The organism is Ensifer adhaerens, assembly GCF_001270265.1.
GTDB classification, from domain to species: Bacteria; Pseudomonadota; Alphaproteobacteria; order Rhizobiales; family Rhizobiaceae; genus Ensifer; species Ensifer adhaerens_B.
This window is the reverse complement of record NZ_LGAP01000002.1, coordinates 744,574-770,162: the sequence shown is the minus strand read 5'-3', so window position 1 is coordinate 770,162 and position 25,589 is coordinate 744,574. Positions and strand designations below refer to the sequence as shown.

The 25,589-nt window shown below is 63.3% G+C and carries 23 protein-coding genes; 12 read left to right on the top strand and 11 right to left on the bottom strand.

Translation table 11 applies throughout. From position 1 onward, the window contains the following. Positions 1–42 precede the first annotated feature (42 nt). The gene (gene msrA / locus AC244_RS08525) at positions 43–780 is read left to right on the top strand and encodes a peptide-methionine (S)-S-oxide reductase MsrA (RefSeq protein WP_082366775.1); all 738 of its coding nucleotides are present in this window, start codon (positions 43–45) and stop codon (positions 778–780) included. Positions 781–841: 61 nt separating this feature from the next. Here the strand turns inward: msrA and AC244_RS08520 are convergent, their stop codons facing one another. Further along, positions 842–1,741 carry an alpha/beta hydrolase gene (locus AC244_RS08520; protein WP_053248447.1) on the bottom strand — a complete coding sequence of 300 codons (900 nt, stop codon included), beginning with the start codon at positions 1,739–1,741 and terminating at the stop codon, positions 842–844. 184 nt (positions 1,742–1,925) lie between these two features. Between AC244_RS08520 and AC244_RS08515 the strand changes: the two genes are divergently transcribed. The 8 genes from AC244_RS08515 (at position 1,926) to AC244_RS08480 (ending at position 10,471) form a co-directional block, all read left to right on the top strand. Beyond that, positions 1,926–2,834 (top strand): LysR family transcriptional regulator, encoded by a 909-nt coding sequence (locus AC244_RS08515; RefSeq protein ID WP_053248315.1) that lies wholly within the window; start codon positions 1,926–1,928, stop codon positions 2,832–2,834. A gap of 228 nt (positions 2,835–3,062) precedes the next feature. Beyond that, positions 3,063–4,223, top strand: a complete 1,161-nt coding sequence (locus AC244_RS08510) for an ABC transporter substrate-binding protein (RefSeq protein ID WP_053248314.1) — start codon at positions 3,063–3,065, stop codon at positions 4,221–4,223. Positions 4,224–4,415: 192 nt separating this feature from the next. Further along, positions 4,416–5,411: an ABC transporter ATP-binding protein gene (locus tag AC244_RS08505; protein WP_152975879.1), complete on the top strand. Its 996-nt coding sequence runs from the start codon at positions 4,416–4,418 to the stop codon at positions 5,409–5,411. Then, positions 5,408–6,358, top strand: a complete 951-nt coding sequence (locus AC244_RS08500) for an ABC transporter permease (RefSeq protein ID WP_053248312.1) — start codon at positions 5,408–5,410, stop codon at positions 6,356–6,358. The genes AC244_RS08505 and AC244_RS08500 overlap by 4 nt, the downstream gene beginning before the upstream one ends. Further along, the gene (locus AC244_RS08495) at positions 6,348–7,163 is read left to right on the top strand and encodes an ABC transporter permease (protein ID WP_053248311.1); all 816 of its coding nucleotides are present in this window, start codon (positions 6,348–6,350) and stop codon (positions 7,161–7,163) included. The genes AC244_RS08500 and AC244_RS08495 overlap by 11 nt, the downstream gene beginning before the upstream one ends. Before the next feature lie 25 nt (positions 7,164–7,188). Continuing rightward, positions 7,189–8,616 carry a gamma-aminobutyraldehyde dehydrogenase gene (locus AC244_RS08490; RefSeq protein ID WP_053248310.1) on the top strand — a complete coding sequence of 476 codons (1,428 nt, stop codon included), beginning with the start codon at positions 7,189–7,191 and terminating at the stop codon, positions 8,614–8,616. Positions 8,617–8,904: 288 nt separating this feature from the next. Further along, positions 8,905–9,660, top strand: a complete 756-nt coding sequence (gene fhuF, locus AC244_RS08485; RefSeq protein ID WP_053248446.1) for a siderophore-iron reductase FhuF — start codon at positions 8,905–8,907, stop codon at positions 9,658–9,660. Between the two features lie 289 nt (positions 9,661–9,949). Continuing rightward, positions 9,950–10,471 carry a hypothetical protein gene (locus AC244_RS08480; RefSeq protein ID WP_053248309.1) on the top strand — a complete coding sequence of 174 codons (522 nt, stop codon included), beginning with the start codon at positions 9,950–9,952 and terminating at the stop codon, positions 10,469–10,471. A gap of 75 nt (positions 10,472–10,546) precedes the next feature. Here the strand turns inward: AC244_RS08480 and AC244_RS08475 are convergent, their stop codons facing one another. Then, complete coding sequence (locus AC244_RS08475; protein WP_053248308.1) at positions 10,547–11,131, bottom strand: cysteine hydrolase family protein; 585 nt, start codon at positions 11,129–11,131, stop codon at positions 10,547–10,549. 114 nt (positions 11,132–11,245) lie between these two features. Between AC244_RS08475 and AC244_RS08470 the strand changes: the two genes are divergently transcribed. Continuing rightward, positions 11,246–11,689 carry an Lrp/AsnC family transcriptional regulator gene (locus AC244_RS08470; protein ID WP_234716870.1) on the top strand — a complete coding sequence of 148 codons (444 nt, stop codon included), beginning with the start codon at positions 11,246–11,248 and terminating at the stop codon, positions 11,687–11,689. Between the two features lie 163 nt (positions 11,690–11,852). Here AC244_RS08470 and AC244_RS08465 read toward each other — a convergent pair whose 3' ends face one another. From AC244_RS08465 to AC244_RS08455, 3 genes are all read right to left on the bottom strand, one after another. Beyond that, positions 11,853–13,139, bottom strand: a complete 1,287-nt coding sequence (locus AC244_RS08465; RefSeq protein ID WP_053248307.1) for an aromatic ring-hydroxylating oxygenase subunit alpha — start codon at positions 13,137–13,139, stop codon at positions 11,853–11,855. 252 nt (positions 13,140–13,391) lie between these two features. Next, positions 13,392–15,839, bottom strand: coding sequence for a GcvT family protein (locus AC244_RS08460; protein WP_053248306.1), 2,448 nt, complete (start codon positions 15,837–15,839; stop codon positions 13,392–13,394). Continuing rightward, positions 15,836–18,283 (bottom strand): GcvT family protein, encoded by a 2,448-nt coding sequence (locus AC244_RS08455; RefSeq protein ID WP_053248305.1) that lies wholly within the window; start codon positions 18,281–18,283, stop codon positions 15,836–15,838. Before AC244_RS08455 ends, AC244_RS08460 begins: the two co-directional genes overlap by 4 nt. Before the next feature lie 128 nt (positions 18,284–18,411). On the opposite strand from AC244_RS08455, the gene AC244_RS08450 reads away from it, so the two are divergent. Continuing rightward, entirely contained in the window at positions 18,412–19,278 is an 867-nt protein-coding gene (locus AC244_RS08450) for a LysR family transcriptional regulator (RefSeq protein ID WP_053248444.1), read from the top strand. A 98-nt stretch (positions 19,279–19,376) separates the two neighbouring features. Here AC244_RS08450 and AC244_RS08445 read toward each other — a convergent pair whose 3' ends face one another. The 4 genes from AC244_RS08445 to AC244_RS08430 all read right to left on the bottom strand — a co-directional run bounded on the left by AC244_RS08445 (position 19,377) and on the right by AC244_RS08430 (position 21,988). Beyond that, positions 19,377–20,048, bottom strand: coding sequence for an amino acid ABC transporter permease (locus AC244_RS08445; protein ID WP_082366773.1), 672 nt, complete (start codon positions 20,046–20,048; stop codon positions 19,377–19,379). A gap of 83 nt (positions 20,049–20,131) precedes the next feature. Beyond that, positions 20,132–20,947 (bottom strand): transporter substrate-binding domain-containing protein, encoded by an 816-nt coding sequence (locus tag AC244_RS08440; RefSeq protein ID WP_053248304.1) that lies wholly within the window; start codon positions 20,945–20,947, stop codon positions 20,132–20,134. An 11-nt stretch (positions 20,948–20,958) separates the two neighbouring features. After that, positions 20,959–21,261: a GYD domain-containing protein gene (locus AC244_RS08435; protein ID WP_053248303.1), complete on the bottom strand. Its 303-nt coding sequence runs from the start codon at positions 21,259–21,261 to the stop codon at positions 20,959–20,961. 61 nt (positions 21,262–21,322) lie between these two features. Then, entirely contained in the window at positions 21,323–21,988 is a 666-nt protein-coding gene (locus AC244_RS08430) for a cysteine hydrolase family protein (protein WP_053248302.1), read from the bottom strand. A 147-nt stretch (positions 21,989–22,135) separates the two neighbouring features. Here AC244_RS08430 and AC244_RS08425 point away from each other — a divergent pair, with 147 nt between their 5' ends. Then, on the top strand, positions 22,136–23,026 hold the full coding sequence (locus tag AC244_RS08425) for a LysR substrate-binding domain-containing protein (RefSeq protein WP_053248301.1): 891 nt from the start codon (positions 22,136–22,138) through the stop codon (positions 23,024–23,026). A 15-nt stretch (positions 23,027–23,041) separates the two neighbouring features. Here AC244_RS08425 and AC244_RS08420 read toward each other — a convergent pair whose 3' ends face one another. Together AC244_RS08420 and AC244_RS08415 are read right to left on the bottom strand one after the other, a co-directional pair. Further along, positions 23,042–24,733 (bottom strand): alpha/beta hydrolase, encoded by a 1,692-nt coding sequence (locus tag AC244_RS08420; protein ID WP_053248300.1) that lies wholly within the window; start codon positions 24,731–24,733, stop codon positions 23,042–23,044. Between the two features lie 151 nt (positions 24,734–24,884). After that, on the bottom strand, positions 24,885–25,517 hold the full coding sequence (locus AC244_RS08415) for a LysE family translocator (protein ID WP_053248299.1): 633 nt from the start codon (positions 25,515–25,517) through the stop codon (positions 24,885–24,887). Between the last annotated feature and the right edge of the window lie 72 nt (positions 25,518–25,589).

The window sequence follows — 25,589 nt, the reverse complement described above, 5'->3', positions numbered from 1 at the left end:
CAGCACACGGCCGCCGCCCGACCGCGGCAGAGGAAACACCCCATGGCTTCGACACGCGACATTCCGCCGTCCTCTGCGACGATCGGCCATCATCTGCGGCTGATCGTTCCGGCACTGGCCCTCTGCGCCGCACTTTCCATCGGGTCCGCAGCCCGAGCCGCCGAACCGGCCGTGTCCATTCCGCCGCCATCGCTCGATGAGAAGGCCGCAAGTGGGCCGGAGACGGCGGTGTTTGCCGGCGGCTGCTTCTGGGGCGTCCAGGGCGTGTTCCAGCATGTGAAGGGCGTGACCAACGCTGTCTCGGGCTATGCCGGCGGCAGCCGTGACACAGCTTCATACGAGGCCGTCAGCAATGGCGACACCGGCCATGCGGAATCGGTGGAAGTGACCTACGATCCGAGCCAGGTTACTTACGGAAAGCTGCTGCAGATCTTCTTTTCCGTCGGCCACAACCCGACGCAGCTGAACTATCAGGGACCCGATCACGGCACGCAGTATCGCTCGGCGCTGTTCGTCTCCACACCGGAGCAGAAAAAGATCGCCGAGGCCTATATCGCTGAACTCGGGAAATCAGGCGTCTTCCCGGCCGAGATCGTCACCGAGGTGGCGGCCTTGAAAGGCTTCTATGTCGCCGAGGGCTACCATCAGGATTTTCTGACGCGCAACCCGACCTATCCCTACATCGTCTATAACGACATGCCGAAGATCGAGAGCCTGCGCAAACTGTTCCCGCAGAGCTTCCGCGCCAACCCGGTGCTGGTGTTCAAGGCGAAGAGCTAGCGCTGTTCCAGAAGGAAACGTTTTTCCATCCGGAACTGCGCTGCGGTTAAAACCGAAGCGCTCAGCCGGTTCCGACAAACACCGCAATGCCCTCGACCAGACGGCGAAAGCCTTCGCGCGCGCCTTCGCTCATGTGCCGGGCCCGCAGCCAGGCATGGATCAGCTGCGGCTCTTCGCGAAAGGTAACATTGACGCCGGCGGTTGCGAGCCGGGCAGCATAGACCCGCGCGTCATCACGCAAGGGATCGAAATAGGCGCCGGTGATATAGGTGGGCGGCAAGCCCGAGAGGTCCTTTTCCGCCAAGGGCGTCGCAAACGGATTGTCGGCCGGTGCCTGCAGGATTTTTCGGTAGTAGCTGGTGTCGGCGGTTGTCAGCCCCGGCGCCTCGGACATTTCCAGATAGGAACCGGAAACCAGGTCGCCGCCAAGGCCGGGATAGATCAGCGCTTGCCCGACGATGCCCGACAGGCCGTCCGCCCGCGCCTTCAGGACGATGCCTGCCGTCAGGTTTCCGCCGGCGCTGTCGCCGACCACCACCACCGGCCGGCTATCGCCGAGGAGAAAATTCAGCACCTCATAGCAATCCTCGAAGGCCGCCGGCCAGACATGTTCGGGCGCTAGCCGATAGTCGACCGACACGAGTTCCGCCCTGGCGAAATCGGCAAGCTCGGCGCAGATCGCATCATGACTGTCGAGCGAGCCGACGACGAAGCCACCGCCGTGAATGTAGTAGATGCGTGTCTCGGTCGCGACGTTCGCTGGCCGATAGCGCCGGATCGGAATGCGACCGTCGACAAGTCCGTCCTCGCGCACAAGCCCTGCCGGCGACGGCGCGTCGAATTCGGTGCAGAGCGCATCATACCATTTGCGTTGCTGCTCGATCGACGCATCGACGGCATCCGCGGGATAGAAGGCTTCGCAGCGCTGGTGAAACGCGAGAATGCCCTCCTCCGTCGGCATCGGTTTCGACACAACCTGATCCAAAGTCCGCCTCCCTGATTTCTCCGGCAGAAGTCTAGCATCGGTCCGCTCGCCTTCTATCCGGAAACCGACATACCCAGGGAAATCCCGCCGCAGTTGCGTTGTCGGGGGCGATCTCTCGCCTGCGCTTGCAAGCGCGCCACGACCGCGATTAACTGCACGGATGGCGTTCACCTTCAGACAGTTGCAGTATTTCGTCGCCGTCGCCGAGCAGGGCTCGATCACCCGCGCGGCACAGAACCTCTCGATCTCGCAATCCTCGATCACCGAGGCGATCAAGGAGCTTGAAGGCGACCTCGGCGTCGAGCTGTTCGACCGGCATCCGCGCGGCCTTTCGATCACCCATAACGGCCATCAGTTCCTGCGGCATGCGACCAAGATCCTCTCCGACGTCTCCGACGCGAGGCGCAGCTTTTCCGACAGCCGCGAGGAAACCGGCGGCAAACTCAATCTCGGCGTCACCTCGCTGGTAGCCGGTTACGTGCTCTCGGACCTGCTCGCCCGCTATCGCCGCGCCTGCCCCGGCGTCGACGTCAGTGCCATCGAGGACAACGGCTCCTATCTCGAACATCTGCTGATCGGCGGCGAACTCGACGTCGCCGTCATGGTCATCTCCAACCTGCGCGACCGCATGGCGCTGCAGGCCGAGATCCTGGAAACCTCGCCCTATCGCCTGTGGCTGCCGATCGGCCATCCGCTCGTCAGTGCCGACATCATCTCGATCAGTGATATCGCCAAGGAACCGCTGATCATGCTGACGGTCGATGAAATCGAGGAGAACACCGGCAAGCTCCTGTCGGCCCTCGGCGCCCGGCCGCATGTCGCCTTTCGCACCCGCTCGGTCGAAGCGGTGCGCAGCCTGGTGGCGACAGGGGCGGGCGTCGCGCTTCTGCCCGACCTCGTCTACCGCCCCTGGTCGCTTGAAGGCGACCGCATCGAAAGCCGCGACGTCTCCGGCGCCCTGCCCGTCGTCCAGGTCGGCATGGTCTGGCGCAAGGGCTCCAGCCTGCCGCAATCGGCACGCGATTTCGTCGGCATTGCCGAAGCTCTGCGCAGTGCCCGCCCGCGCTGACGCTCGAACACCTTTCTGAACGCAGAACGTTTGCGGGAACGCGCTATGCCTTTGTTTAACGCAATTCCGGACGCAAAACCGCTGCGCACTTTTGCTGGAATTGCTTTAGATATCGGTAAAACCGATAGCGGCATTCTGATTAATGAATTTGCGAATACGGAGAAATCAAGGCACGCTTCAACCTGGGAACGAAGCCGTAAAATGCGGCTCAAAACTGGGAGAATTCAGATGAAGCAGATCCTGAAATCCTGCACCGCGCTGACGCTGTCGCTCGGCCTCGTGGCGCCCGCCTTCGCGCAGGAACCGCTGAAGGAACTGGGCAAGGGCGAAGGCGAATTGTCGATCGTCGCCTGGGCCGGCTATATCGAGCGCGGCGAGACCGACAAGAATTACGACTGGGTCACCGATTTCGAAAAACAGACCGGCTGCAAGGTCAGCGTCAAGACCGCCGCCACCTCGGACGAAATGGTGGCGCTGATGAACGAAGGCGGCTTCGACCTCGTCACCGCCTCGGGCGATGCCTCGCTGCGCCTCGTCGCCGGCAAGCGCGTTCAGCCGATCAATACCGACCTCATCCCCAGCTGGAAGACCATCGACGAGCGCATGCAAAGCGCGCCCTGGCACACCGTCAACGGCGTTCACTACGGCACCCCCTATGTCTGGGGGCCGAACGTGCTGATGTACAACAAGGACGCCTTCAAGGGCGAAGCACCGAAGAGCTGGAACGTCGTCTTCGAGGAAATGAACCTGCCGGATGGCAAGTCCAACAAGGGCCGCGTCCAGGCCTATGACGGCCCGATCCACGTCGCCGACGCCGCCAACTACCTGATGACCCACAAACCCGAGCTCGGCATCAAGAACCCTTACGAACTCAACGAAGATCAATACAAGGCAGCGCTCGATCTGCTACGCACCCAGCGCACCCTCGTCGGCCGCTACTGGCACGATGCGATGATCCAGATCGACGACTTCAAGAACGAAGGTGTCGTCGCCTCCGGCTCCTGGCCGTTCCAGGTCAACCTGATGGAAGCCGAAAAGCTGCCGATCGCCTCGACCATTCCTGAAGAAGGCGTCACCGGATGGGCCGACACCACCATGCTGCACGCCGAAAGCCAGCATCCGAACTGCGCCTATATGTGGATGGAGCATTCGCTCTCCTCCAAGGTCCAGGGTGACGTCTCCGCCTGGTTCGGCGCCAACCCGTCGGTCGGTGCTGCCTGCAAAGGCAACGAACTTCTGACCGATGCCGGCTGCAAGACCAACGGCTACGAGGACTTCGAAAAGGTCAAGTTCTGGAAGACGCCGGTTTCGAAATGCAAAAGCCAGGGCGAATGCGTGCCCTATCACCGGTGGGTCTCCGACTATATCGGCGTTATTGGCGGGCGATAAGCCGCAGCCGCATCGCAAGCATTCTGCCCCTCACCCTAGCCCTCTCCCCGCAAGCGGGGAGAGGGAACGATCCTGGCAAATCTATCGCCGGGTCCTTTAGGTGAGATGCCAGCCGCGAACCTCCTTCGCCCCGCCTGCGGGGAGAAGGTGCCCGGCAGGCGGATGAGGGGCCAAACTTTCCGGAGCATTCCTATGACCGCCGTGCTTTTCGACAATGTTTCCCGCCACTTCGGCGCCGTGCGCGCCGTCGATGGTGTGAACCTCGAGATCGCCGAGGGCGAATTCTTCGCCATGCTCGGCCCCTCCGGCTCGGGCAAGACCACTTGCCTGAGACTGATGGCCGGCTTCGAACAGCCAACCGGCGGCCATATCGAAATCTTCGGCGAGACGGCAGAAGGCGTGCCGCCCTATCGCCGCAGCGTCAACACCGTCTTTCAGGACTATGCCCTGTTCCCGCATCTCTCGATCCTCGACAACGTCGCCTACGGGCTGATGGTCAAGGGCGTCGGTCGCGAGGAACGCCGCAGGGCCGCCGAGGACGCACTCGCCATGGTCAAGCTGCCGGGCTATGGCAGCCGCCGCCCCGGCCAGCTCTCAGGCGGCCAACGCCAGCGCGTGGCGCTCGCCCGCGCGCTCGTCAACAAGCCGAAGGTGCTGCTGCTCGACGAGCCGCTTGGCGCGCTCGACCTCAAACTGCGCGAGCAGATGCAGGAGGAACTGAAGATCCTGCAGAAATCGCTCGGCATCACCTTCGTCTTCGTCACCCATGACCAGGGCGAAGCGCTGTCGATGGCCGACCGCATCGCCGTCTTCAACGATGGCCGCATCCAGCAGCTCGGCAGCCCCGAAGAAGTCTACAAGCAGCCGAAGACGCGCTTCGTCGCCGATTTCGTCGGCTCGTCCAACGTCCTGCCGGCAAAGCTGTGCCAAAGGCTGGGGGTCACATCCTCCTTTGCCAGCCTCCGGCCCGAGGCGATCGTGCTGTCGGCACCGGGCGACGGCGCGCTCAGCCTCAGCGGCACCGTGTCGGCCCATAGTTTCCTCGGCGCGGTCACCCGCGTCGTCGTTGACGTCGACGGTTCGCGCATCTCGGTCGCGACCCCCGCCTCGCTCGTCGTGCCCAAGGTCGGCAGCCCCGTCACCATCAGCTTTGCCGCCGACGAGCTGCACCCGATGGAGGATGCATGACCGCCGTCGCTGAAAAACTCATGCTTCCGGAGCCTCGCGGCCCGGCCGGCCGGCTCTCAGACTTCTTCTGGAAGCACCCGCACGTGCTGCTGACGGTCCTGCTGGCACCGCCGCTGCTGTGGCTGGGCGTCGTCTATATCGGCTCGCTCTTTGCCCTTTTGCTGCAGAGCTTCTTCTCGATCGACGACTTCTCGGGCCTGATCAATTACGAGTTCACGTTTGCGACCTATCGCCAGCTTCTGAGCGAGACCAATCTCGACATCATCCTGCGCACCGTGTCGATGGCCGCAACCGTGACGGTCGCCTCGGCGCTCATCGCCTTCCCGATCGCCTATTACGCGGCGCGTTACGCCCAGGGAAAATGGAAGGTGCTGTTCTATCTCGGCGTCATGCTGCCGCTCTGGTCGAGCTACCTGGTCAAGATCTACGCCTGGAAGCTGATCCTTGCCAAGGAAGGCATTCTCACCTGGCTGTTCGAGAAGCTGCATCTGCTGTGGCTGCTCGATGCCTGGCTCTCGCTTCCCGTGGTCGGCGGCAACTCGCTCTCGGTCAGCTACACCGGCACCTTCATCGTCTTCGTCTATGTCTGGATGCCGTTCATGATCCTGCCGATCCAGGCGGCGCTCGAGCGCGTGCCGACCAACCTGATCGAGGCCTCGTCAGATCTCGGCGGCACGCCGGCCCAGACCTTCCGCCACGTGCTTTTCCCGCTGGCGCTGCCCGGCATCGTCGCCGGCTCGATCTTCACCTTCTCGCTGACGCTCGGCGATTACATCATTCCGCAGATCATCGGCTCCTCCAGGCTGTTCATCGGCCAGGCGGTCTATGCCCAGCAGGGCACGGCCGGCAACATCCCGCTTGCCGCCGCCTTCACCGTCGTGCCGATCGTCATCATGGGCGCCTATCTCTGGATGGCCAAACGCATGGGGGCCTTCGATGCGCTCTGATCGCCTCAACCGCTCACCCCTCGGCCTGAAGATCGCCGCTGCCGCCGGCCTCGCCTTCATGCATGTGCCGATCCTGCTGATCTTCCTCTATGCCTTCACCACCGAGGAGAAGAGCTACCAGTTCCCGCCGCCGGGGCTGACAACGCAATGGCTCGCTGTTGCCTGGAACCGGCCGGACGTCTGGGCGGCGCTGACGCTCTCGGTCAAGGTCGCCTCGATCGCGACAACGGTCGCCCTGGTGCTCGGCACGCTTTGCGCCGCCGCCGTCAGCCAGACGCGCTTCTTCGGCCGCGAGACGATCTCGCTGCTGGTCATCCTGCCGATCGCGCTGCCCGGCATCATCACCGGCATCGCGCTGCGCTCAGCCTTCTCCATGGCGGAGATCCCGTTTTCCTTCTGGACGATCGTGCTCGGCCACGCGACCTTCTGCATCGTCGTCGTCTACAACAATGCGGTCGCCCGCTTCCGCCGCATCTCGGGCTCGCTGATCGAAGCCTCGATGGATCTCGGCGCCGACGGTTTCCAGACCTTCCGCTACATCATCCTGCCCAACATCGGCACGGCGCTTCTGGCCGGCGGCATGCTCGCCTTTGCGCTGTCCTTCGACGAGGTGATCGTCACCACCTTTACCGCCGGCCAGCAGTCGACTCTGCCGATCTGGATGCTCGAAGAACTCATCCGTCCGCGCCAGCGACCGGTGACCAATGTGGTCGCCATGATCGTGGTGCTGGTCACTTTCCTGCCGATCCTCGGCGCGTATTACCTGACCCGCGACGGCGACCAGATCGCCGGCGCCGGCAAATGAACTCGACTTTCAAGGGAGAACAGACATGGACACCCAGCTTTTGATCGGATCGCGCTTCGAGGCCGGAACCGAGGCCGAGGAGCATATCCTGAACCCGCGCACCGGCGCAAAGATCATCGACCTCGCCGAAGCCTCGCACATGCAGGTCGAAGCGGCGGTGGATGCCGCGGAACGCGCCTTCGTCTCCTGGTCGATGACGACGCCGGGCGAACGCTCCGGCTACCTGCTCAGGATCGCCGACGCGATCGAGAAAAACGCCGACGATTTTGCAGCCCTTGAAGCGCTCAACTGCGGCAAGCCGATCAACGCGGTGAAGAACGACGAACTGCCTGCCATCATCGACTGCTGGCGCTTCTTTGCCGGCGCCATCCGCAATCTGCATGCGCCGACATCAGGCGAATATCTGCCCGGGCATACCTCCATGGTCCGCCGCGATCCTGTCGGTATCGTCGGCTCGATCGCGCCCTGGAACTATCCTTTGATGATGATGGCCTGGAAGCTGGCGCCGGCGATTGCCGGCGGCAACACCGTCGTCTTCAAACCCTCCGAGCAGACGCCGCTGACGGCGCTGAAGCTCGCCCGGCTGCTCGCCGACATCCTGCCGGAAGGCGTCGTCAACGTCGTCGCCGGCCGTGGCGAAACCGTCGGCAATGCGCTGATCAACCACCCGAAGATCTCGATGGTCTCGATCACCGGCGACATCGCCACCGGCAAGAAGGTGCTGGCGGCCGCCGCCAAGACGGTGAAGCGCACGCATCTGGAACTCGGCGGCAAGGCCCCGGTCATCGTCTATGACGATGCCGACCTCGAAGCCGTCGTCAACGGCATCCGCACCTTCGGCTACTACAATGCCGGCCAGGATTGCACCGCCGCCTGCCGCATCTATGCCGAAGCCGGCATCTACGAAAAGCTCGTCGCCGACCTGAGCTCCGCCGTTTCCACCATCCGCTACAATCTTGCCGACGACACCGAAAACGAGATCGGCCCGCTGATCTCGCGGCGCCAGCGCGATCGGGTGGCAAGCTTCGTCGAGCGTGCCGCCGACCAGAAGCACATCGAGATCACCACCGGCGGTGGTGCCGGCAGCGCCGACGGTTTCTTCTTCCAGCCGACGGTGATTGCCGGCGCGACCCAGGAAGACGAGATCGTTCGGCGCGAAGTGTTCGGGCCGGTGGTTTCAGTCACCCGCTTCACCGGCAACGACGATGCCATCGCCTGGGCGAACGACAGCGACTACGGCCTCGCCTCCTCCGTCTGGACGAAGGATATTTCCAAGGCGATGAAGGCGGCGTCGCGCCTGCGATACGGCTGCACCTGGATCAACACGCATTTCATGCTGACCAACGAGATGCCGCATGGCGGCGTCAAGCAGTCGGGCTATGGCAAGGACATGTCGGTCTACGCGCTCGAAGACTACACCGCCGTGCGCCACATCATGATCAACCACGGCTGAGGCGGAACGTCCCGAGCCGGATAAATCACCGCAGACATCCGGAGGCGCAGGGTCATTCCCTGCGCCTCTTTGCTGTTTGTCATTCGTCCACAGATCGCAAACATGACCGGTGAACTCATAAAATGACTTGCGCCTGAGGAAAACATGAGTAACACGATCACCTTATGAGTTTCTGACCAGAGTTCAGAAGGTGTATCGCATGCTTGCAAGAAGGTTCGCTGCCTCCCGCTCGCGCCATGTGGGGCAAAGCGTATCTCGACTGGACGCCTGCTCATGGCAGGTGGCGCGATGACTGCTGCCGCGTCCGAAGCGATCATGGAGACGGGCGGCCCAAAGGCGCTCTCATCCGCCTTTTCCGGCCCGCACGCCTGGTGCAACGAGAAGATGGTGCTGTCTGACGATCTCTCCGACGGCATGGCCCTGCCCGAATTCTTCGCCTCCGGCGCCTTCGACCGGGCGCTTGACACCTACGCCGAAAAGTCCGGGGGCACCGATCGCCGTGCGGTCGCGTCCATGTGGTCGCTCTATTACTTCTCGGCCTTGACCATTCCCTACCTCGTTGCGCGCGTGCTCGACCATCAGGTATTGCCGGTCTCGTTCGCCCGCATGAAGGTGGCGCTCGCCGAGGACGGCCTGCCGCGCGCCTTTGGTGTCGCCGATGCTGGCGACTGGCAGGAAGGCGATGACGACGACGTCTTTGCCACCCTGGCACCGCTGATGGGCGAACACCTGCGTGAAGTCGTCGGCTATCTCAAGTCGACCGGCGGCATCGCCCCGAAACTCGCCTGGAACAACGCGCTGGTCTACATCGACTATGCCCTGCGCGCCGCCGGCGTCGAGCCGCTTCATGCTCAGGCCGAGGCTCTCATCGGCAGCAGATCTCTGCCCGACGGTTCGCCCAACCCGTTCTTCGATTGCCTGCGCCACGAGGAAGAGGACGGCGCGCGGGTCTGCCGGCGCAAGATCTGCTGCCTGCGCTACCTCTTACCCGGGGTGCGCAGCTGCGGCAGCCTCTGCGCCCTTCCCAGCCAGCGCAAACAATAGTCTTGCTTCTTCTCGCGAGACGGTCCGCGGTCCGGGTATTGCTGGCCTCCTCGTCGCGCTTTTCGGCACGGCAGCCAGACCGAGAGCAGATGGCCGATGACAGTGAATGCCGACCTTGCAATCCTCGCAAAATGGCAGGCCGATACGGCTCGCTCGACGGGCACCGCAGGGGCCGAAGGAAACGTTTCCGGTGCAGGCAAGCAAACCTAGGGTAAGGACCTTCGACCGCGCCGCGACGATGTTGCCACCCGCCCCTCACCCTATATAAGAGTGATTGAGGAGGAGCTTCATGCTTTGGTTGGTAGCGTTGGTCGGTGTGGCGATCGTGTATCTGGCGGCGCGTTACAGCCGCTTCCGCAAATGGGCAGAACCCATCCTCTCCGTCGCGGTGGCAATCGCCCTGCTCTCTGCCTTCATCATCTGGATCAGCGACAATGGTGAGCGCAAAGCGCCCGCACCCGAGCCGGTGACGAAAGCCCCCGCGGTTCCGGCCACCGAAAACATCAGCCTCGACGGCATGACATTCGAACAGAGCCAGCCGGAACGAAGCTTCCGCCTGCGCGGCACGGTCACAAACAACGGCCAGACGCCGCTCGAATATTTCCGGCTTTCAGTGACGCTCGAAGACTGCCCGCAAGAGACCTGCGAGAAGATCGGCGACGACACCGCCCTGGTTCTCGCCCGCGTACCCGTCGGCCAGGCGAAACCCTTTGAAACCTTCCTCACCTTCCCGAGCCGCGAGGGCGAGAGCCTGACGGCACCGAAATGGACCTACCAGGTGCTGGAAGTCCGCGGCGCCGCCAGCCGATAGGCCACTGCATCACTCCTCAATTGGCATCGACTTGAGGAGAAGATGATGTGGCGGGTTGCAAGCTTTCCAGCGCCCTTACGCCGCCGAAGCCGGCCGCAGGGCTGAAACGATGGCGGCTGTCGTCGTCACCTCGGCGAATTCCGCCCGCAACGTCGCGACATGGGCACGATGGATTTCCCGCGCCGGGATCACGGCGCCATAACCGTCCGGCTGGTCGAAGCAGTCGCAGGCATCTTCCACCAGGATCACCCGATAACCGAGATTGGCCCCGACCCGCACGGACGTCGAGACGCACATATCCGTCGAGATACCGAAGAGCACGATCGTATCAACGCCAAGCCGGCGCAGGCGAAGGTCGAGGTCGGTGCCGATGAAGGCGGCATTGACGCTCTTGCTGACCAGCGGCTCGTCGCCGGCGGGTTCGAAGCCCGGTCGCGGTGCGTTGCCGGGAGCACCCGGACCGAGGGTGGAGCCCGGTGCAACGCTGTCGTGCCGAACATGGATGATCGGCCGGCCGGTTGCGCGCCAGGCGGCCAGCAAGGCGCGCCCGTTGTCGTCGACCTTACCATTCCAGCGTGGCGGCCAAGGAGCGGCATCAAATGCCTGCTGCATATCGATCGGGATGAGGACGGCATTGTCGGGAAGTCTCGGAATGGTCATGGCTAACGCTCCTTGGTTGCTTCAGGAAGCTAGCCGTCCTATCGTCCGGTTTCACTGGACATGATGGTGGGACGCCGGACATTTGTCCGGCTGGATGACCAGAAGGGCGACAGATTGACAGAACTCGATGAAAAGGACCGGCTGCTGGTGGCCGCCTTGCGGCAGGATTCGCGCCAGAGCCTTGTGGCGCTTGCCCGCCATGCCGGCCTGTCGCGCAGCGCCGCTCATGAGCGTCTGCGCCGGCTTGAAACGAAGGGCGTCATCGCCGGTTATACGATCCGCATCGGCATCGAGGACAAGGCGCCGGTGGTGCGCGCCCTGATCGCCGTCTCCTTCCAGCCGGGCAAAAACTGCGACCACATCGTGCCGCATCTCGCCGGCATGCCACCGGTGGTCAGTTGCTGGTCGCTCGCCGGCGAGACCGACCTGATGCTGCTGATCGAATGCGCCTCGAACGGCGATCTCGACACGATCCGCCGACAGATCTCGCTGATATCGGGCGTGGCGACGGTGCAGACGCATGTGGCGCTGCGCACCCATTTCGACCGACGGGATTGATCGCGCGGCGCCGCTGCACGACGCCAAACGTTGTATCCTTCGGCCTTCGGGCCACCACCGCGCCACAGATACCCACTTCATCCCTGTGCCTGTCACAGGGATCCAGCGACGGCGCGTCTGCGCCGTCAGTGACATTTCGTCAGATCAGGAGTTCAACGTCCCTTCACACCGCCGTTGCGGCACTGCTCGTCCCCTGTGGCAGAGCCACCGATGAAGCGATGGTCGGCCGACTGATCTCGTCGAGATACCAGTTGATGTAGCGCAGCTCGTTCTGCTCCATCGGCGCGATTGGCCCGGGCACGAAATAGTGCGAGCGCACGCCACGCGAGGTGTGTTCGATGATCGCCTTGTCCTCGTCGGTCGTTACCGTCCACAGCCAGGTGAGCTTTTCGAGGTCGTAGTCCTGCCCCTCCTCGGCCTTGCCGTCGACGAGCCAGATCAGTTCCATCTCGCAGGTACCCGCCGTCTTCGGAATGAAGCGGTAGATCATGCCGTGGTCGGGATAGCAGACGAGGAATGTCGTACCGCCGAGATGGATGGAGGTGACGCCGCCGTCGAAATCGCTGAACCGGCCCATCAGGGTGCTGAGCGGCTGGCCGTCCTTGCTGCCGGTCTTGACGCCGTCATAGAGCGCGTAGCGGAAGGCGTGGACGGTCTCCTTGCCGCCGGCCGAGCTCTGCCAATGGTCGCCGGAACCGACCTCGATGCCGAGCGCGCAGGTGCGCGCCTCCATCTTGGCGTTCAGCTCCTCGATCATGTGCAGCGGCTGTTCGAGCGCGTGCGTCTCGGAATATTCCGGATGCGCCGGACCGCAATGATAGCACTCGACATAGTTCTCGACCGCGAGCTTCCAGTTGGCATCAACAGGATAGGACTGCCGGTGCGCGACCTTGGCCCCAGCCCAGCCATATTGGCCGCAGGTGGCGTGCAGGAGGTTCTCGACCTCGGTGAAATCGAGCGGCTGTTCGGCAAAGCAGATGAAGATCAGCCCCTCGACCACGCGGACGTGCAGCTTCTTCAGCCCATGATCCTCGCGCTTGAAATCCTTCGGCATCAGCCGCGCCGCCTTCAGCGCGCCGTCATTGCCATAGGTCCAGGCGTGATAGGGACAGACGAAGGCGCGGGCATTGCCCTTGTCCTTGGTGCAGACCTCGGCGCCGCGATGGCGGCAGACATTCAGCATCGCATGGATCGCGCCGGTGGCGGTGCGGGTGACGATCACTTGCTCGGAGGCCATGCGAAAGACTTCGAAATCATTGGGGTTCGGGATCACGCTTTCATGCGCGACGCAGTGCCAATGGCGGCGAAACACCCGGTCGAGATCGCGCTCGTAGATGTCCTCGTCGTGGTAGAAGGCCCGGACCAGCCCATGGCCCGGCCGATGCATCGCGACCAGTTGATCGATGCGGTCGCCCGCGACAGTCGTATTGGAAAGGTCCGATGCGAACATGGCCCTGAACTCCCGAAAGAAGAACCGGAAGAACCGCGTTCCGGCGCGCGCATGCTATTTCGCGTCTGTCTGAGGCGGCGCCCCTCACCCTGACCCTCTCCCCGCACGCGGGGAGAGGGAAAGCCAGCCGCCGCGCGCTGCCTCACCCAAGGAAGTAGTCCGCCGAGAGCGCCACACGTCTCCTTCTCCCCGTCAAACGGGGAGAAGGTGGCCGGCAGGCCGGATGAGGGGCACCCTCCAAAACGTCGCTCGCTACATCCTCACCCGCTCGGAACGTGGATCGTACATCGCCTTCAGCGACGCCTCCGCCTTCACCCGCGTGCCGGCGATCTCGATCTCGAAGCTTGAGCCGAGCACGTCGGCGTCGCTCTCGCCTTCCGACGGAACGTAGCCAAGGCCGATGGCGCCGCCGAGATGGTGGCCGTAATTGCCTGAGGTGATGGTGCCGACGATCTTGCCGTCGCGCACGATCGCCTCGTTGTGGAAGATGAGCGGCTCCGGATCGGCCAGTCGGAATTGTACCAGCCGGCGCGAAAGCCCGCGATTGTGCTTGGCGAGCACCGCCTCGCGGCCGATGAAATCGCCCTTGTCGGGTTTGACCGCAAAGCCGAGCCCGGCTTCGAGCACATGGTCCTCGTCGGTGATATCGTGGCCGAAATGGCGGAAGGCCTTTTCGATGCGGCAGCTGTCGAGCGTGTGCATGCCGCAGAGCTTCAACCCGACATCCTGGCCCGCCGCCTCCAGCGCCTCGAACACATGCGCCGCCTGATCGGTCGAGACATAGAGCTCCCAGCCGAGTTCACCGACATAGGTGACACGGTGGGCACGGGCGAGCCCCATGCCGATTTCGATTTCACGCGCTGTGCCGAAGGGATGCGCCGCATTCGAAAAATCGTTTGGGCTTACCTTCTGCATCAGGTCGCGCGCCTTCGGCCCCATGACGCAGAGCACGCTTTCGCCGGCGCCGACGTCGGTGATGACGACGAACTCATCGCGCACATGCTTGCGCAGCCAGGCAAGGTCGCGTTGAAGCGTGGCGCCCGGCACCACCAGCAGGAACGCGGTTTCCGAAAGTCGCGTGACCGTCAGGTCGCTTTCGATGCCGCCGCGGCCGTTGAGCATCTGGGTGTAGACGATACGCCCAGCCTCGACATTCATCTCGTTGGCGCAAAGCCGCTGCAGGAAGGCAAGCGCATCGCGCCCCTCCACCCGGATCTTGCCGAAGGAGGTCATGTCGAACAGGCCGACGCCGTTTCGCACCGCCAGGTGCTCGGCCTTCTGGTTCTCGAACCAGTTCTGCCGTTTCCAGGAATAGCGGTATTCGCGCTCCTGGCCGTCATTCGCAAACCAGTTGGCGCGCTCCCAGCCGGCGACTTCGCCGAAGACCGCCCCGCGCGCTTTCAGGTGTTCGTGCAGCGGCGAGCGGCGGACGCCGCGGGCCGTTGCCATCTGGCGATAGGGAAAGTGGTCGGCATAAAGCAGGCCGAGCGTTTCGGAGACACGGTCCTTGAGGTAGGCGCGGTTCTTCTGGAACGGTTGCGCCCGACGGATATCGACCTCCCAGAGATCGAAGGGCGGCTCGCCGTCGTTCATCCACTGCGCCAGCGCCATGCCGGCGCCGCCGGAAGAGACGATGCCGATCGAGTTGTAGCCGGCGGCGACCCAATAGCCCTTCACCTCCGGCGCCTCGCCGAGATAATAGCGGTCGTCGGGCGTAAAGCTCTCCGGTCCGTTGAAGAAGGTATGGATGCCCGCCGTCTCCAGCATCGGCATGCGATTAACAGCCATCTCGAGGATCGGCGAGAAATGGTCGAAATCGTCGGGCAACTGGTCGAAGCAGAAATCCTCGCGGATGCCGTCCATGCCCCAGGGCTTGGCCCTGAGCTCGAAGGCGCCGACCAGCATCTTGCCGGCATCCTCCTTGTAGTAGGTGCATTCATCCGGCACGCGCAGCACCGGCAGGCGGGTCAATCCCGGGATCGCCTCGGTGACAATGTAGAAATGCTCGCAGGCGTGCAGCGGAACGGTGACCCCGGTCTGGCGCGCGAACTCCCTGCCCCACATGCCGGCGCAGTTGACGACATTGTCGGTCTCGATCGTATAGCTCTCGCCGTTCTGCTCGCAGGTCACGCCCATCACCCGGCCGTCCTTCTTCAGAACCGAGGTCACCTTGACGCCTTCGATGATCGTCGCGCCGTTCTGGCGGGCACCCTTGGCAAGCGCCATCGCGATGTTGGCCGGGTCGCACTGGCCGTCGAGCGGCAGATGCACCGCCGCCTTAACATCCGAGGTGTTGAGGTGCGGATACATCGCCTTGACCTCGTCGGGCGTGATCTCACGCACATCGACGTTGAAGGCACGCGCCAGCGATGCCTGGCGGTAGATTTCCTCCTTGCGCTCCTCCGTCAGCGCCACGGTGATTGAACCGTTCTGGCGCATGCCGGTCGAGATGCCGGTTTCAGCCTCCAGCTTGACGTAGAGGTCGGCCGAGTATTTCGCGAGCCGCGTCATGTTCTGCGAGGCGCGCAACTGGCCGATCAGGCCGGCGGCATGCCAGGTCGTGCCCGATGTCAGTTGCTTGCGTTCGAGCAGCACCACGTCGGTCCAGCCGAGCTTGGCGAGGTGATAGGCGACCGAACAGCCGGAGACGCCACCGCCGATGATGACTGCCCGGGCTTTCGAGGGGATCGGCTTCGTCATGCGCGCAGTCTTTCATTGGAGGGATCCCAGAGCGGCTGGTCGGCCTCGACGGTCGCCTTGAAGCGATCGCCGAAAATCTCGACCTCGATCTCGTTGCCGGGCACGGCAAGGTCAGCACGCAGCATGCCGAGCGCGATCGACTTGCCGACGCGATAACCCCAGTTGCCCGACGTCGTTTCGCCCACCACCTGGCCATCCGACCAGAGCGTCGACATGTAGGGCGCGTCGCAGCCGTCGGCGGCGACCGTCAGGGTGACGAAACGCTTGCTGACGCCCTGCTGTTTCTCGCGCTCCAGCGCCGCCTTGCCCTTGAAGCCCGGCTTCGCCCAGTCGACGAAGCGCTCCAGCCCGCCCTGCAGGACGGTGTAGTCGGTCGAAAGATCGCCCTTCCAGGCGCGGTAGCCCTTCTCGATGCGCAGGCTGTCGAGCGCCTCCATGCCGAAGGGTTTGAGGCCATGTTTCTCACCGGCAGCCCAGACTGCGTCGAAGATGACGGCGGTATCGTCCACCTTGGTATGGATCTCCCAGCCGAGTTCGCCGGCAAAGGAGACGCGCACCAGCTGGCAATAGCGTCCGGCGATTTGCGCCGTCTGGTGGGTGAGCCAGCCCTTGGCGAGATCGGCATCGCTGACCTCGGCGAGGATGGCGCGCGATTTCGGCCCGGTGAGGATCTGGCAGGCAAACTGGGTCGTCACGTCGTCAAGCGTGAAGGCGGCGTCGTCAGGCAGATGTTTGCGCAGCCATTCGAGATCGTGCCATTGCGCCGTTGCCGCCGTGATCAGGAAGAAGAAATCCTCGTCCAGCATCATGACGGACATTTCCGTGACGATGCGGCCCTTGTCGTCGGAGAAATAGGCAAGGCCGATGCGGCCGGGCTTCGGCACGCGGCCGGTGATCAGACCCGAGAGCCACTCGGTCGCCCCCTCGCCCTTCACCCGGAAGCGCGAGAAGCCCGGCAGGTCGAGAATGCCGGCGGCATCGCGCACGGCGAGGCATTCTTCCTCGATGCGCTTCGCCCAGGGCCCTGCCCGGCCCCAGGTCTGCGTTGCTTCTTCAGAGGTGTCGTCACCTGAATTGGCATACCACATCGCCCGTTCCCAGCCGTTATAGGGCTTGAACTGCGCGCCGAGTGCGGCGATCCGGTCGTGGATCGGCGACAGCTTCTTACCGCGGCCGGCCGCCCAATAGTGCTTCGGGAAATGCATCGCATATTCGTGGCCGTAGATCTCCATGCCCTTGGCGATGCAATAGTCCTGGTCCGTATAGTCGGTGTAGCGGCGCGGATCGCAGGACCACATGTCCCATTCCGTCTGGCCCTCGGTGATCCATTCGGCCAGCACCTTGCCGGCGCCGCCGGCCTGGCAGATGCCGAAGGTGAAGACGCAGGCCTCGAAGGCATTCGGCACGCCCGGCATCGGCCCGATCAGCGGATTGCCATCCGGCGCATAGGGGATCGGGCCGTTGATGATCCGCGACAGCCCCGCCGTTCCGAGGATCGGCACGCGCTCGACGGCGTCGTTCAGGTACCATTCCAGCCGATCGAGATCATCGGGAAAGAGCTGGAACGAAAAGTCCTCGGGCATCGGGTCGTCGGGCGTCGTCCAATGCGCCCGGCAGTTGCGCTCATAGGGCCCGAGGTTCATGCCGTTCTTCTCCTGGCGGAGATAGTAGGAGCTGTCGACATCGCGCAGCAGCGGCAGCTTGTGGCCGACCTCCTTCGACCAGGCGGCCAGCTCCGGGATTTCGTCGAACAGGATATATTGATGACTCATCACCATCATCGGCACGTCACGGCCGAACATCTTGCCGACCTCGCGGGCATAATAGCCGGCGGCATTGACGACGTATTCGCAGCGGATTTCGCCCTGCGGCGTCGAGATCACCCATTCGTCGTTTTCGCGGCGCGCCGCCGTGACGGGACAGAAGCGGATGATTTTAGCGCCCATATCACGCGCGCCCTTGGCCAGCGCCTGCGTCAGCTGCGCCGGGTCGATGTCGCCGTCATAGGGATCGTAAAGCGCGCCGGTGAGCTCATGGGTTTCGAGAAACGGATAGCGGCTGCGCATCTCGTCGGGCGACAGGATGTCGAGATCCATGCCCTGGTAGCGGCCCATGCCGACGACGCGCTTGAACTCCTGCAGCCGCTCCTTGGAGTGGCCGAGCCGGATAGAGCCGGTGACGTGGTAGTTCATGGGATAATCGACGAGCGCACCGAGGTCGCGGTAAAGCGATGCGGAGTAGCGCTGCATGTTCATGATCGACCAGGACGACGAAAACGTCGGCACGTTGCCGGCCGCATGCCAGGTCGATCCCGCCGTCAGCTCGTTCTTTTCCAGAAGCACGCAGTCGGTCCAGCCGGCCTTGGCAAGATGGTAGAGCGAAGAAGCGCCGATCGCTCCCCCACCGATGATCACGACTCGCGCGTGAGACGGCAAATTCGACATGCACTGTTCCCTCGTTTTGCCGGAATTCTTGCCGTTGAAACGGAGCGCCATCAAGCGATGGAAACAGGCTTTATTGATCGATGAATTCGATTAGATTGAAGGAACATGCGAAACCGGATGGGAAGCCGATGCAAGTGGATCTGATCGAGACGTTCCTGGACCTGATGGAGACGCGCTCCTTCAACCGCACCGCCGAGCGGCTGAACATCACCCAATCCACCGTTTCCCACCGGGTCAAGGCGCTGGAGGCACAGTTCAACCGCAAACTCTTTACCCGCAACAAGGGTGGGACGGTGCCGACAGCGGCCGGGCTGCGGTTTCTGGATTATGCAAAAGCGCTGCAAAACCAGTGGCATGAGGCAACCCGCGCCGTCACCAACGCCGGCGCGCTGGAGCGCTCGATGCGGCTTGGCATCCAGCACGACCTGGCCGAAGCCTTTGCCGGCGAATGGCTCTCCGCTATCCGCAGCGAGCTGCCGACGACCGAGTTCTACATGGAGGCCGACTATTCCAACCAGATGAACCGGGATCTCAGCGCCGGCGAACTCGACCTCGCCATGCTCTATACTCCGCATTATCTGCCCGATCTGCACTATGAAAGGATCGGCGATCTGCATTACACGATGGTGAGCACGGGTGCCGCCGCCTTGTCAGATATCAGGATCGAGACCTATATCCAGGCGATCTATTCGCCCGCCTTCGATCGCGCCCACCGGCTGGCCTTGCCGCATCTCTCCGCGGCACCGGTGGCAACCGGCCAGAACCTGGCGATCACCATGCTGCTGCATTCGCTCGGTGGTGCCGCCTATGTCACCACGGCAACGGCGAGGCGGCTGACGCAATCCGGCCGCGCCGCCCTTGTCGCCGACGCGCCGGTGATCGCACAGACGGTCTATGCCGCCACCAGCCTGCGCACCCGCCACGCCCACCAGCACCGCAAGATCATCGGCGCGATGCAGGCGCTGCTTTCCGCAGATGAGGAAGGCGCTGGCTGACGCGACCAATGCATGTCGCCCGAAAGTGTGCAGCGGTTTCGGGACAACGACATGCATAGGAATAAGAGCCTAAAGCAAGTCGCTTACGAGCGACTTGCCTAGGCCATGCGGCGCTGGATCAGCCGCTGCAGGAACATCAGGATGGAGACGATCGCGAGATAGTAGACGAGCGCTGCCGAATACCATTCGACGAAACGAAAGCTCGACGCAATCGCGTCGTTGACGACGGCCATGATCTCGCGCATCGAAATCACATAGGCAAGCGACGTCAGCTTGATCAGGTTGATGAACTCGTTGACGAGCACCGGCATGACGATGCGCAGCGCCTGCGGCAGGATCACGAGAAAGAAAGTCTGCAGCCGGTTGAGCCCGAGCGCGCGGGCGGCATCCGTCTGTCCCTGGCCGATCGCCGCCAGCGCCCCGCGCATCGCTTCGGCCATGTAGGCGGTCGTGACCAGCGTGAAAGCGATGAAGGCGGCGGCAAAGGGTGTGTACCAGGGCGCCCGCGTCAGGCCTGGAAAGAGCTGCGGCGCGCCGTTCCAAACGATCAGCAGCACGAGGATCAGCGGCGCCGAGCGAAACAGCCAGACATAGATCTGGGCCGCCGTGCGGCGCACCGTCGCCATCGAGTTCAAGGCGACGGCAAGCGGCAGGCAGAGCAGGAACGAGGCGATCTGGACCAGGATGGACAGCAGGACGGCGATGGCCGCGCCCTGCAGCATGACCGGCATACTCAGGGCATCCAGAAACAGTTTCGTATCGAAGTTCATGCCCTGCCCACTTCCCTAGATTAAGTTAGAGCGGGATGCGGGCGGAAAACCGCACACACTTTTCCTCATCCCGCTCTCAAGCATCAACGGTCGTAATCGACGTCGAACAGCGCCGGATCGAGGCCGTACTTCTTGGCGAGCCCACCAAAGAAACCCTGTTCCTTCAAGGTGTTCAGCCCCGCCTTGACCGCGGCGGCATCGCTGCCTTGGCGGCGACTGTAGATTCCGTAGGTGAAGTCCGACGCCCAGGTGTAGGGAAGCTGCAGTTCTCCGTCGGAGCGCGAGGCGCGGTAGGCGCCTTCGGCCTCTTCGGTCACCGTCGCATCGACGCGACCGACGAGGACCTGCTGGTAGGCCGCCTGCTGGGTCGGATATTCCTGCACCTCGACCGGCGGCAGGCCCTTTGCGATCAACGCCTTGTTCAGGGGCTCGATCCGCTCCTCCTTGTAGTAGGCGCCGGCTTCAAGCGCGATCACCTTGCCGCTCAGATCCTCCGGCGCCTTGATCGTGTCGCTGCCGGCCTTGGTTACCATCGCGGTGGCCGATTTCATGTAGGACACGCCGTCATAGGTCTCGCGGCGCTTGGCGTTAATGTAGATGCCGCTGACGATCATGTCGCAGCGCCCGGCACCGAGCGTCGGCAAGAGGCCGGCAAACTCCGTGACGGTATAATTGACCTTGGCATTCCAGAGACCGGCGAGCGCCTCCACGATCTCGATATCGATGCCGGTCGGGGTCGCATCGGCCGGGCTTTCCTTGAACGTGAGCGGCGGAAAGGCCGCGGTGGTGCACACGCCGATGTCGCCATCGTTAGCGAATGCCGGCGGTTCGGCGTGAGCAAATCCCGCCGACAGCAGGATGGTCCCGAGAAGGGTTGCATGCGATGCCAGTCTGATCATCTCTATTCCCCTCATTGAGTTGGTGAAACGCGCACGACGATGTCGCCATAGGTCTGGCTGTCGAAGGCGGGAAGGATAAGCGAGTCCACGAACCCGTCGCGCCGTGCCGTCAGCACGTATTGCATCATCGACGCGTTGTCCGGCATCTCGAAAACCTGGACGAAATCATAGGTTCCGAGCGTGGCGTAGAAGGCGACCGAGCGGCCGCCGAGTGAGGAGACGCGGTCTTCGCTCACCTTGCGCCGCGCGCCGCTGTCGGCAAGTTCGGCCAGTCCCTTGGCCGTCAGTTTCATCAGCGAGATATATCTTTGCATGGGGCATCATTCCGTTGAAACGGTTGGCATAAGAACCGGCGGTGTAGTGGTGGTGTCGGTGTTAGCGGCTGGCTTTTGCCAGGCCGGCGATGACGGCGTCGCTGGTCGAGACGGTGCCGAAGACGCCGTTCTCGATCGAGATCATGTTGATCGCCGCCTCATGCGCCCATTGCTCGCCGCTGGCGCAGCAATCCGAAATCGTCAGGCACTGGAAATTGCGGTCGCAAGCCTCGCGCAGCGTCGTGTGCACGCAGACGTCGGTGGTGCAGCCGGTAAACAGCATATGGGTGATGCCCTGCGCCCTCAGCACATGCTCGAGATCCGTATAGGTGAATGAGCTGTTGCAGGTCTTGTCGATGATGACGTCAGTGTCAGCGACATCGAGTTCGGGCAGCAGCTGAAAGCCGGGGCTCGAGCGCAGCAGAACTTGGGTATTTTCCAGGCCTGAGCGCTTGCGGCGCCATTTCTCGTAGGGCGTCATGTCGGCGAGGTCGGCGCGGTAGCCCTGGCGAGTATGGATGATCAGGCATCCGGCTTGCCGTGCGGCTGATATGACGCGGTTGACCGCAGGCACGATGGCTGCGAGCGGCGCCGGATCATAGCCCATCGAAGCGAAGTAGCCGTTGGGCGAGCAGAAGTCGATCTGAAGGTCGATCACCATCAGCGCGGTCTGTGACGGAACCAGATTGCCGTCATAAGGAAAATCAAATGGTTGCGCTGCGATCATGGTGTATCTCCCTCTCTCCGACCCGATTCATAGGAGCAAAGATCGATTGGGAATAGCGATTTTTTGTGCTTGATATTGTCTAGTTTGGCTAAACGATTGCAGTTCCAACCCCAACGCAATCAGCGGCAGGTCAGGCTCGGAGGTAGAATGAAGGCGCTGCATTTCCTGCCCTATCTGAGGGCTTTCGAAGCCGTCGCCCGGATCGGGTCGGTGCGCCAGGCAGCCGACGAGCTCGGCCTCAGCCCGGGTGCCGTATCGCTGCAACTGCGCCGGCTTTCTGAGACGACAGGGCTGACGCTTCTGGAAAAGTCGGGCCGCAACATCCGCCTGACCGCAGCCGGGCGCGACTTCGCCCAGACCGTCTCCCATGCCATCGGCAATCTCGCCGTTGCAGTCGAGAACGGTGCCGAGCGGCAGCTCGAAAACCACCGGAAAAAGCTGACGGTCGCTCTGCCGCCGGCGCTGGCGATCGCCTGGATGGCCGGCCTCCTGGTGCAGTTCGCCGATACGCGCGGTCTCACCGATCTCACCATGCGCAGTTGTATCCGCGCAAGCGACGTGCTCTGGGACGATGTCGATCTGGCCATCGTCTACGACAATCCGCCCTTCGACCGCCTGTGGTGGCAGGTGGTCAGCGACGTCAAGCTCAGGACCATATGCTCGCCGCTCCTGTTCCCGCGGCTGGAAGGCTCGCACCGTGACAGGAAGCTGCGCGACGTCACATTGCTGCACGAGGATGACGGCCGGGAATGGACACGCTGGTCGGCCGCCGCGCGCATTTCGCTCGAAGGCAGCCGCAGCGTCCGGGTGCCCTCGGTCGCCGTCGCCGTGGCATCGGCCCTGCAGGGACAGGGCATCGCGCTCGTCTCGGATGTGCTGACCCGCTCCTACCTGCAGGAGGGCCGGCTGATCCAGCCGTTCCCGACGGCCATACCGGCATCAGCGGGATACTATCTCCTCTGCCCGACGGAAAAGGCCGAGGAGCCGCTGATCCAGGCGCTGGCCCATCAGATCGCCGTCCATCTGCGCGGCGACTGACGCGGCCATTTCCGATCAGTAGCGCCCCTTGAGCAGCGCCTTCAGCCGGGCGGCATCGTCCGCCGTCACGCCGGGCGGGTCGACCACCTGCATCCACGCGTCGATATAGTGCTCGGGCGCATAGACATGGCCGTAGCCGATCGGTGTCGTCGTGCCCATCGCCATGTCGGCCAGCAGCTGGAACATCGTCACCACGGGGAACCAGGTAAGGTCGGGTGAAACGTCGTGACCGCGCGGCGCCTTCATCCAGTCCGGCTCGCGGAAGAAGGAGTGCGCATCGAAGAAGGTGATCGGGTCGCTGGCATATTGCAGGTAGACGATACGGACATTGCCCCATTCTGCACCCGGGATATCAAGCGCATTCTCCTGGCCGGTGAAGCGGATGACAGAGCCGTCGCGATAGAGCGGGCGCCATTCCGGCGAACCCGGATTGCGGTTGCGGGTGATCTGCAGCCATGTCTTGGTCGGGAACGGCGAGCCGACCCAGAGCGCGCCCTGGAACGGATCGCTGATGATGTCGAACGGGTCGACCGAACCTTGCGAATTCATCGAGCCCAGGCTGAGGCCGTAGAGATAGAGCTTGGGCCTCTTGTCCCGGGGCAGTGTCGTCCAGTACCCATAGACCGCGTCGAACAGCGCATCGGCGGTCTCGGCGCCATATTCCGGCTCGACCAGCAGCGACAGCCAACTCGTCAGGTAGGAATACTGCACCGCGACGCTGGCGACGTCGCCCTTCAGCAGGTATTCGAGGGAGTCGATACCCGGCGGATCGATCCAGCCGGTGCCGGTCGGCACGATGATCATCAGATTGGTTCGCTCGAACCCGCCGACACGCTTCAACTCTTCGAGCGCGAGTCTGGCCCGCTCCTTGGCTGTCTCGGCCGAATTGAGCCCGGCATAGACGCGAAGCGGTTCCTTCGCCTCGCCGCTGAAGAAGGCGCCGATATCCTTGGCGCTCGGCCCTGAGGCGATGAACTGGCGTCCCTGCCTGCCGAGTTCGTCCCAGGTCATCAGCGACGTGCTGCTGCCGGTTTTCGTCGGGTCGGTCGGCGGCGCCACGTCCGGGTCGATCAGCGCGTCGAGCCGTTGGAACGAGCTGTCGGCCGCATGCAGAGCGTAGCGGAAGATCACCCCGTCAACAGCCGACCAGAAGAGAGCGATGGCCGCGGCAATGGCTGCGAGCTTTGCCAGCGGCCGCGTCAACACATATTCGAAGCGTCGGGCGAGAAAGCGGAACGTCAGCCGGAACAGGCGCGCCAACAGGACGATGACGATGAAAACGACAGCGGCAATGAGGCCAAGCTTGAAGGGCTCGGCGCTCTCGACGCGATCGAGCCCCATGATCGTGCGCACCGTGTTTTGCCATTCGGCAGTGCGCCAAAGGAAGGTGAGCACGACAAGGCTGCAGCCGAGCGCGGCAAGCAGCTTCACGATCAGGCCTGTCCTCTCCCGCACATCCGGCAGCTCGAGATAGGACCACAGCCACCGCAAGAACACGCCGATGGCATAGCCCGCAGACAGCGATAGCCCTGAAATGACCGCCTGGATGACATAGGGGCGCGGGATGAGGCTCGGCGTCAGCGATGCGGCGAAGAACAGCACCCCGACGATCAGGCCCGTCGTCGAAAACGACGCCCAAAGCCCGGACACGAACTGAGGAACGGGCCACTTCGCCCTGCGCAGACCCGTCTCTTGAAGGTGATCCACTGGCTGGCTCCTTGTTCACGGTCGTTCGTCGGGCGCGCCCTCTTCAATTGGGGCGTGTCCCGCTTGATAGCCGCCCGTCACCCCGGCGGCAACCTGGCATTGGCCGTGCAGCTGCCCCGCGGCGGAACCCGTTGCAAGTGGCGGGCGCGGATCAGCTCTTCTGGAAGGCCAGATGAACGCCCAGCCCGACGAGCCCACCCCCGCCGACCCGTTGCATGGCGCGCTGCGCCATGCTCGAACGCCTGAGCCGGGCGATCAGCACGCCCGCCAGGATGACGCAGGCAATATCGGCCGAAGAAAACATCAGATTGACGATCGTGCCGAGGATGACGAACTGCAGCCAGACCGGAAACGCCGCGGATGCATCGATGAACTGCGGCAGGAAGGCCACGAAAAAGATTGCCGTCTTGGGGTTCAGCACTTCGACGGTGATGCTTTCGAAGAAGGCGCGCCGGCCGGATTTCGCCTCGATTCCGGGCAAGTCGCCCGTCCCTTGCGCCTTGGCGCGAAACAGCGAAATCCCGAGCCAGACGAGATAGGCGGCACCGGCGAACTTGACGATCATGTAGAGCACCGGCACCGCATGAAACAGCACGGAGAGCCCGGCAGCGGCCGCAAAAACATGCACATAACCGCCGAGGTGGATGCCGAGCGTCGCCATCAATCCGGACCAGCGGCCACGCGCCATCGTCTGCGCCGCCGCATAGAGCATCGCGGGGCCGGGGATATAGGCGAAGATCACCGTGGTCGCGAGGAAGGCCAACAGCAGTTCCATAGACGGCATCGATGTGCTCCCAAGGGGTCGGATGGTGCGGAATAGAGAGCAATAGACAATGCCTGCGCTTTCTTGGCAAGG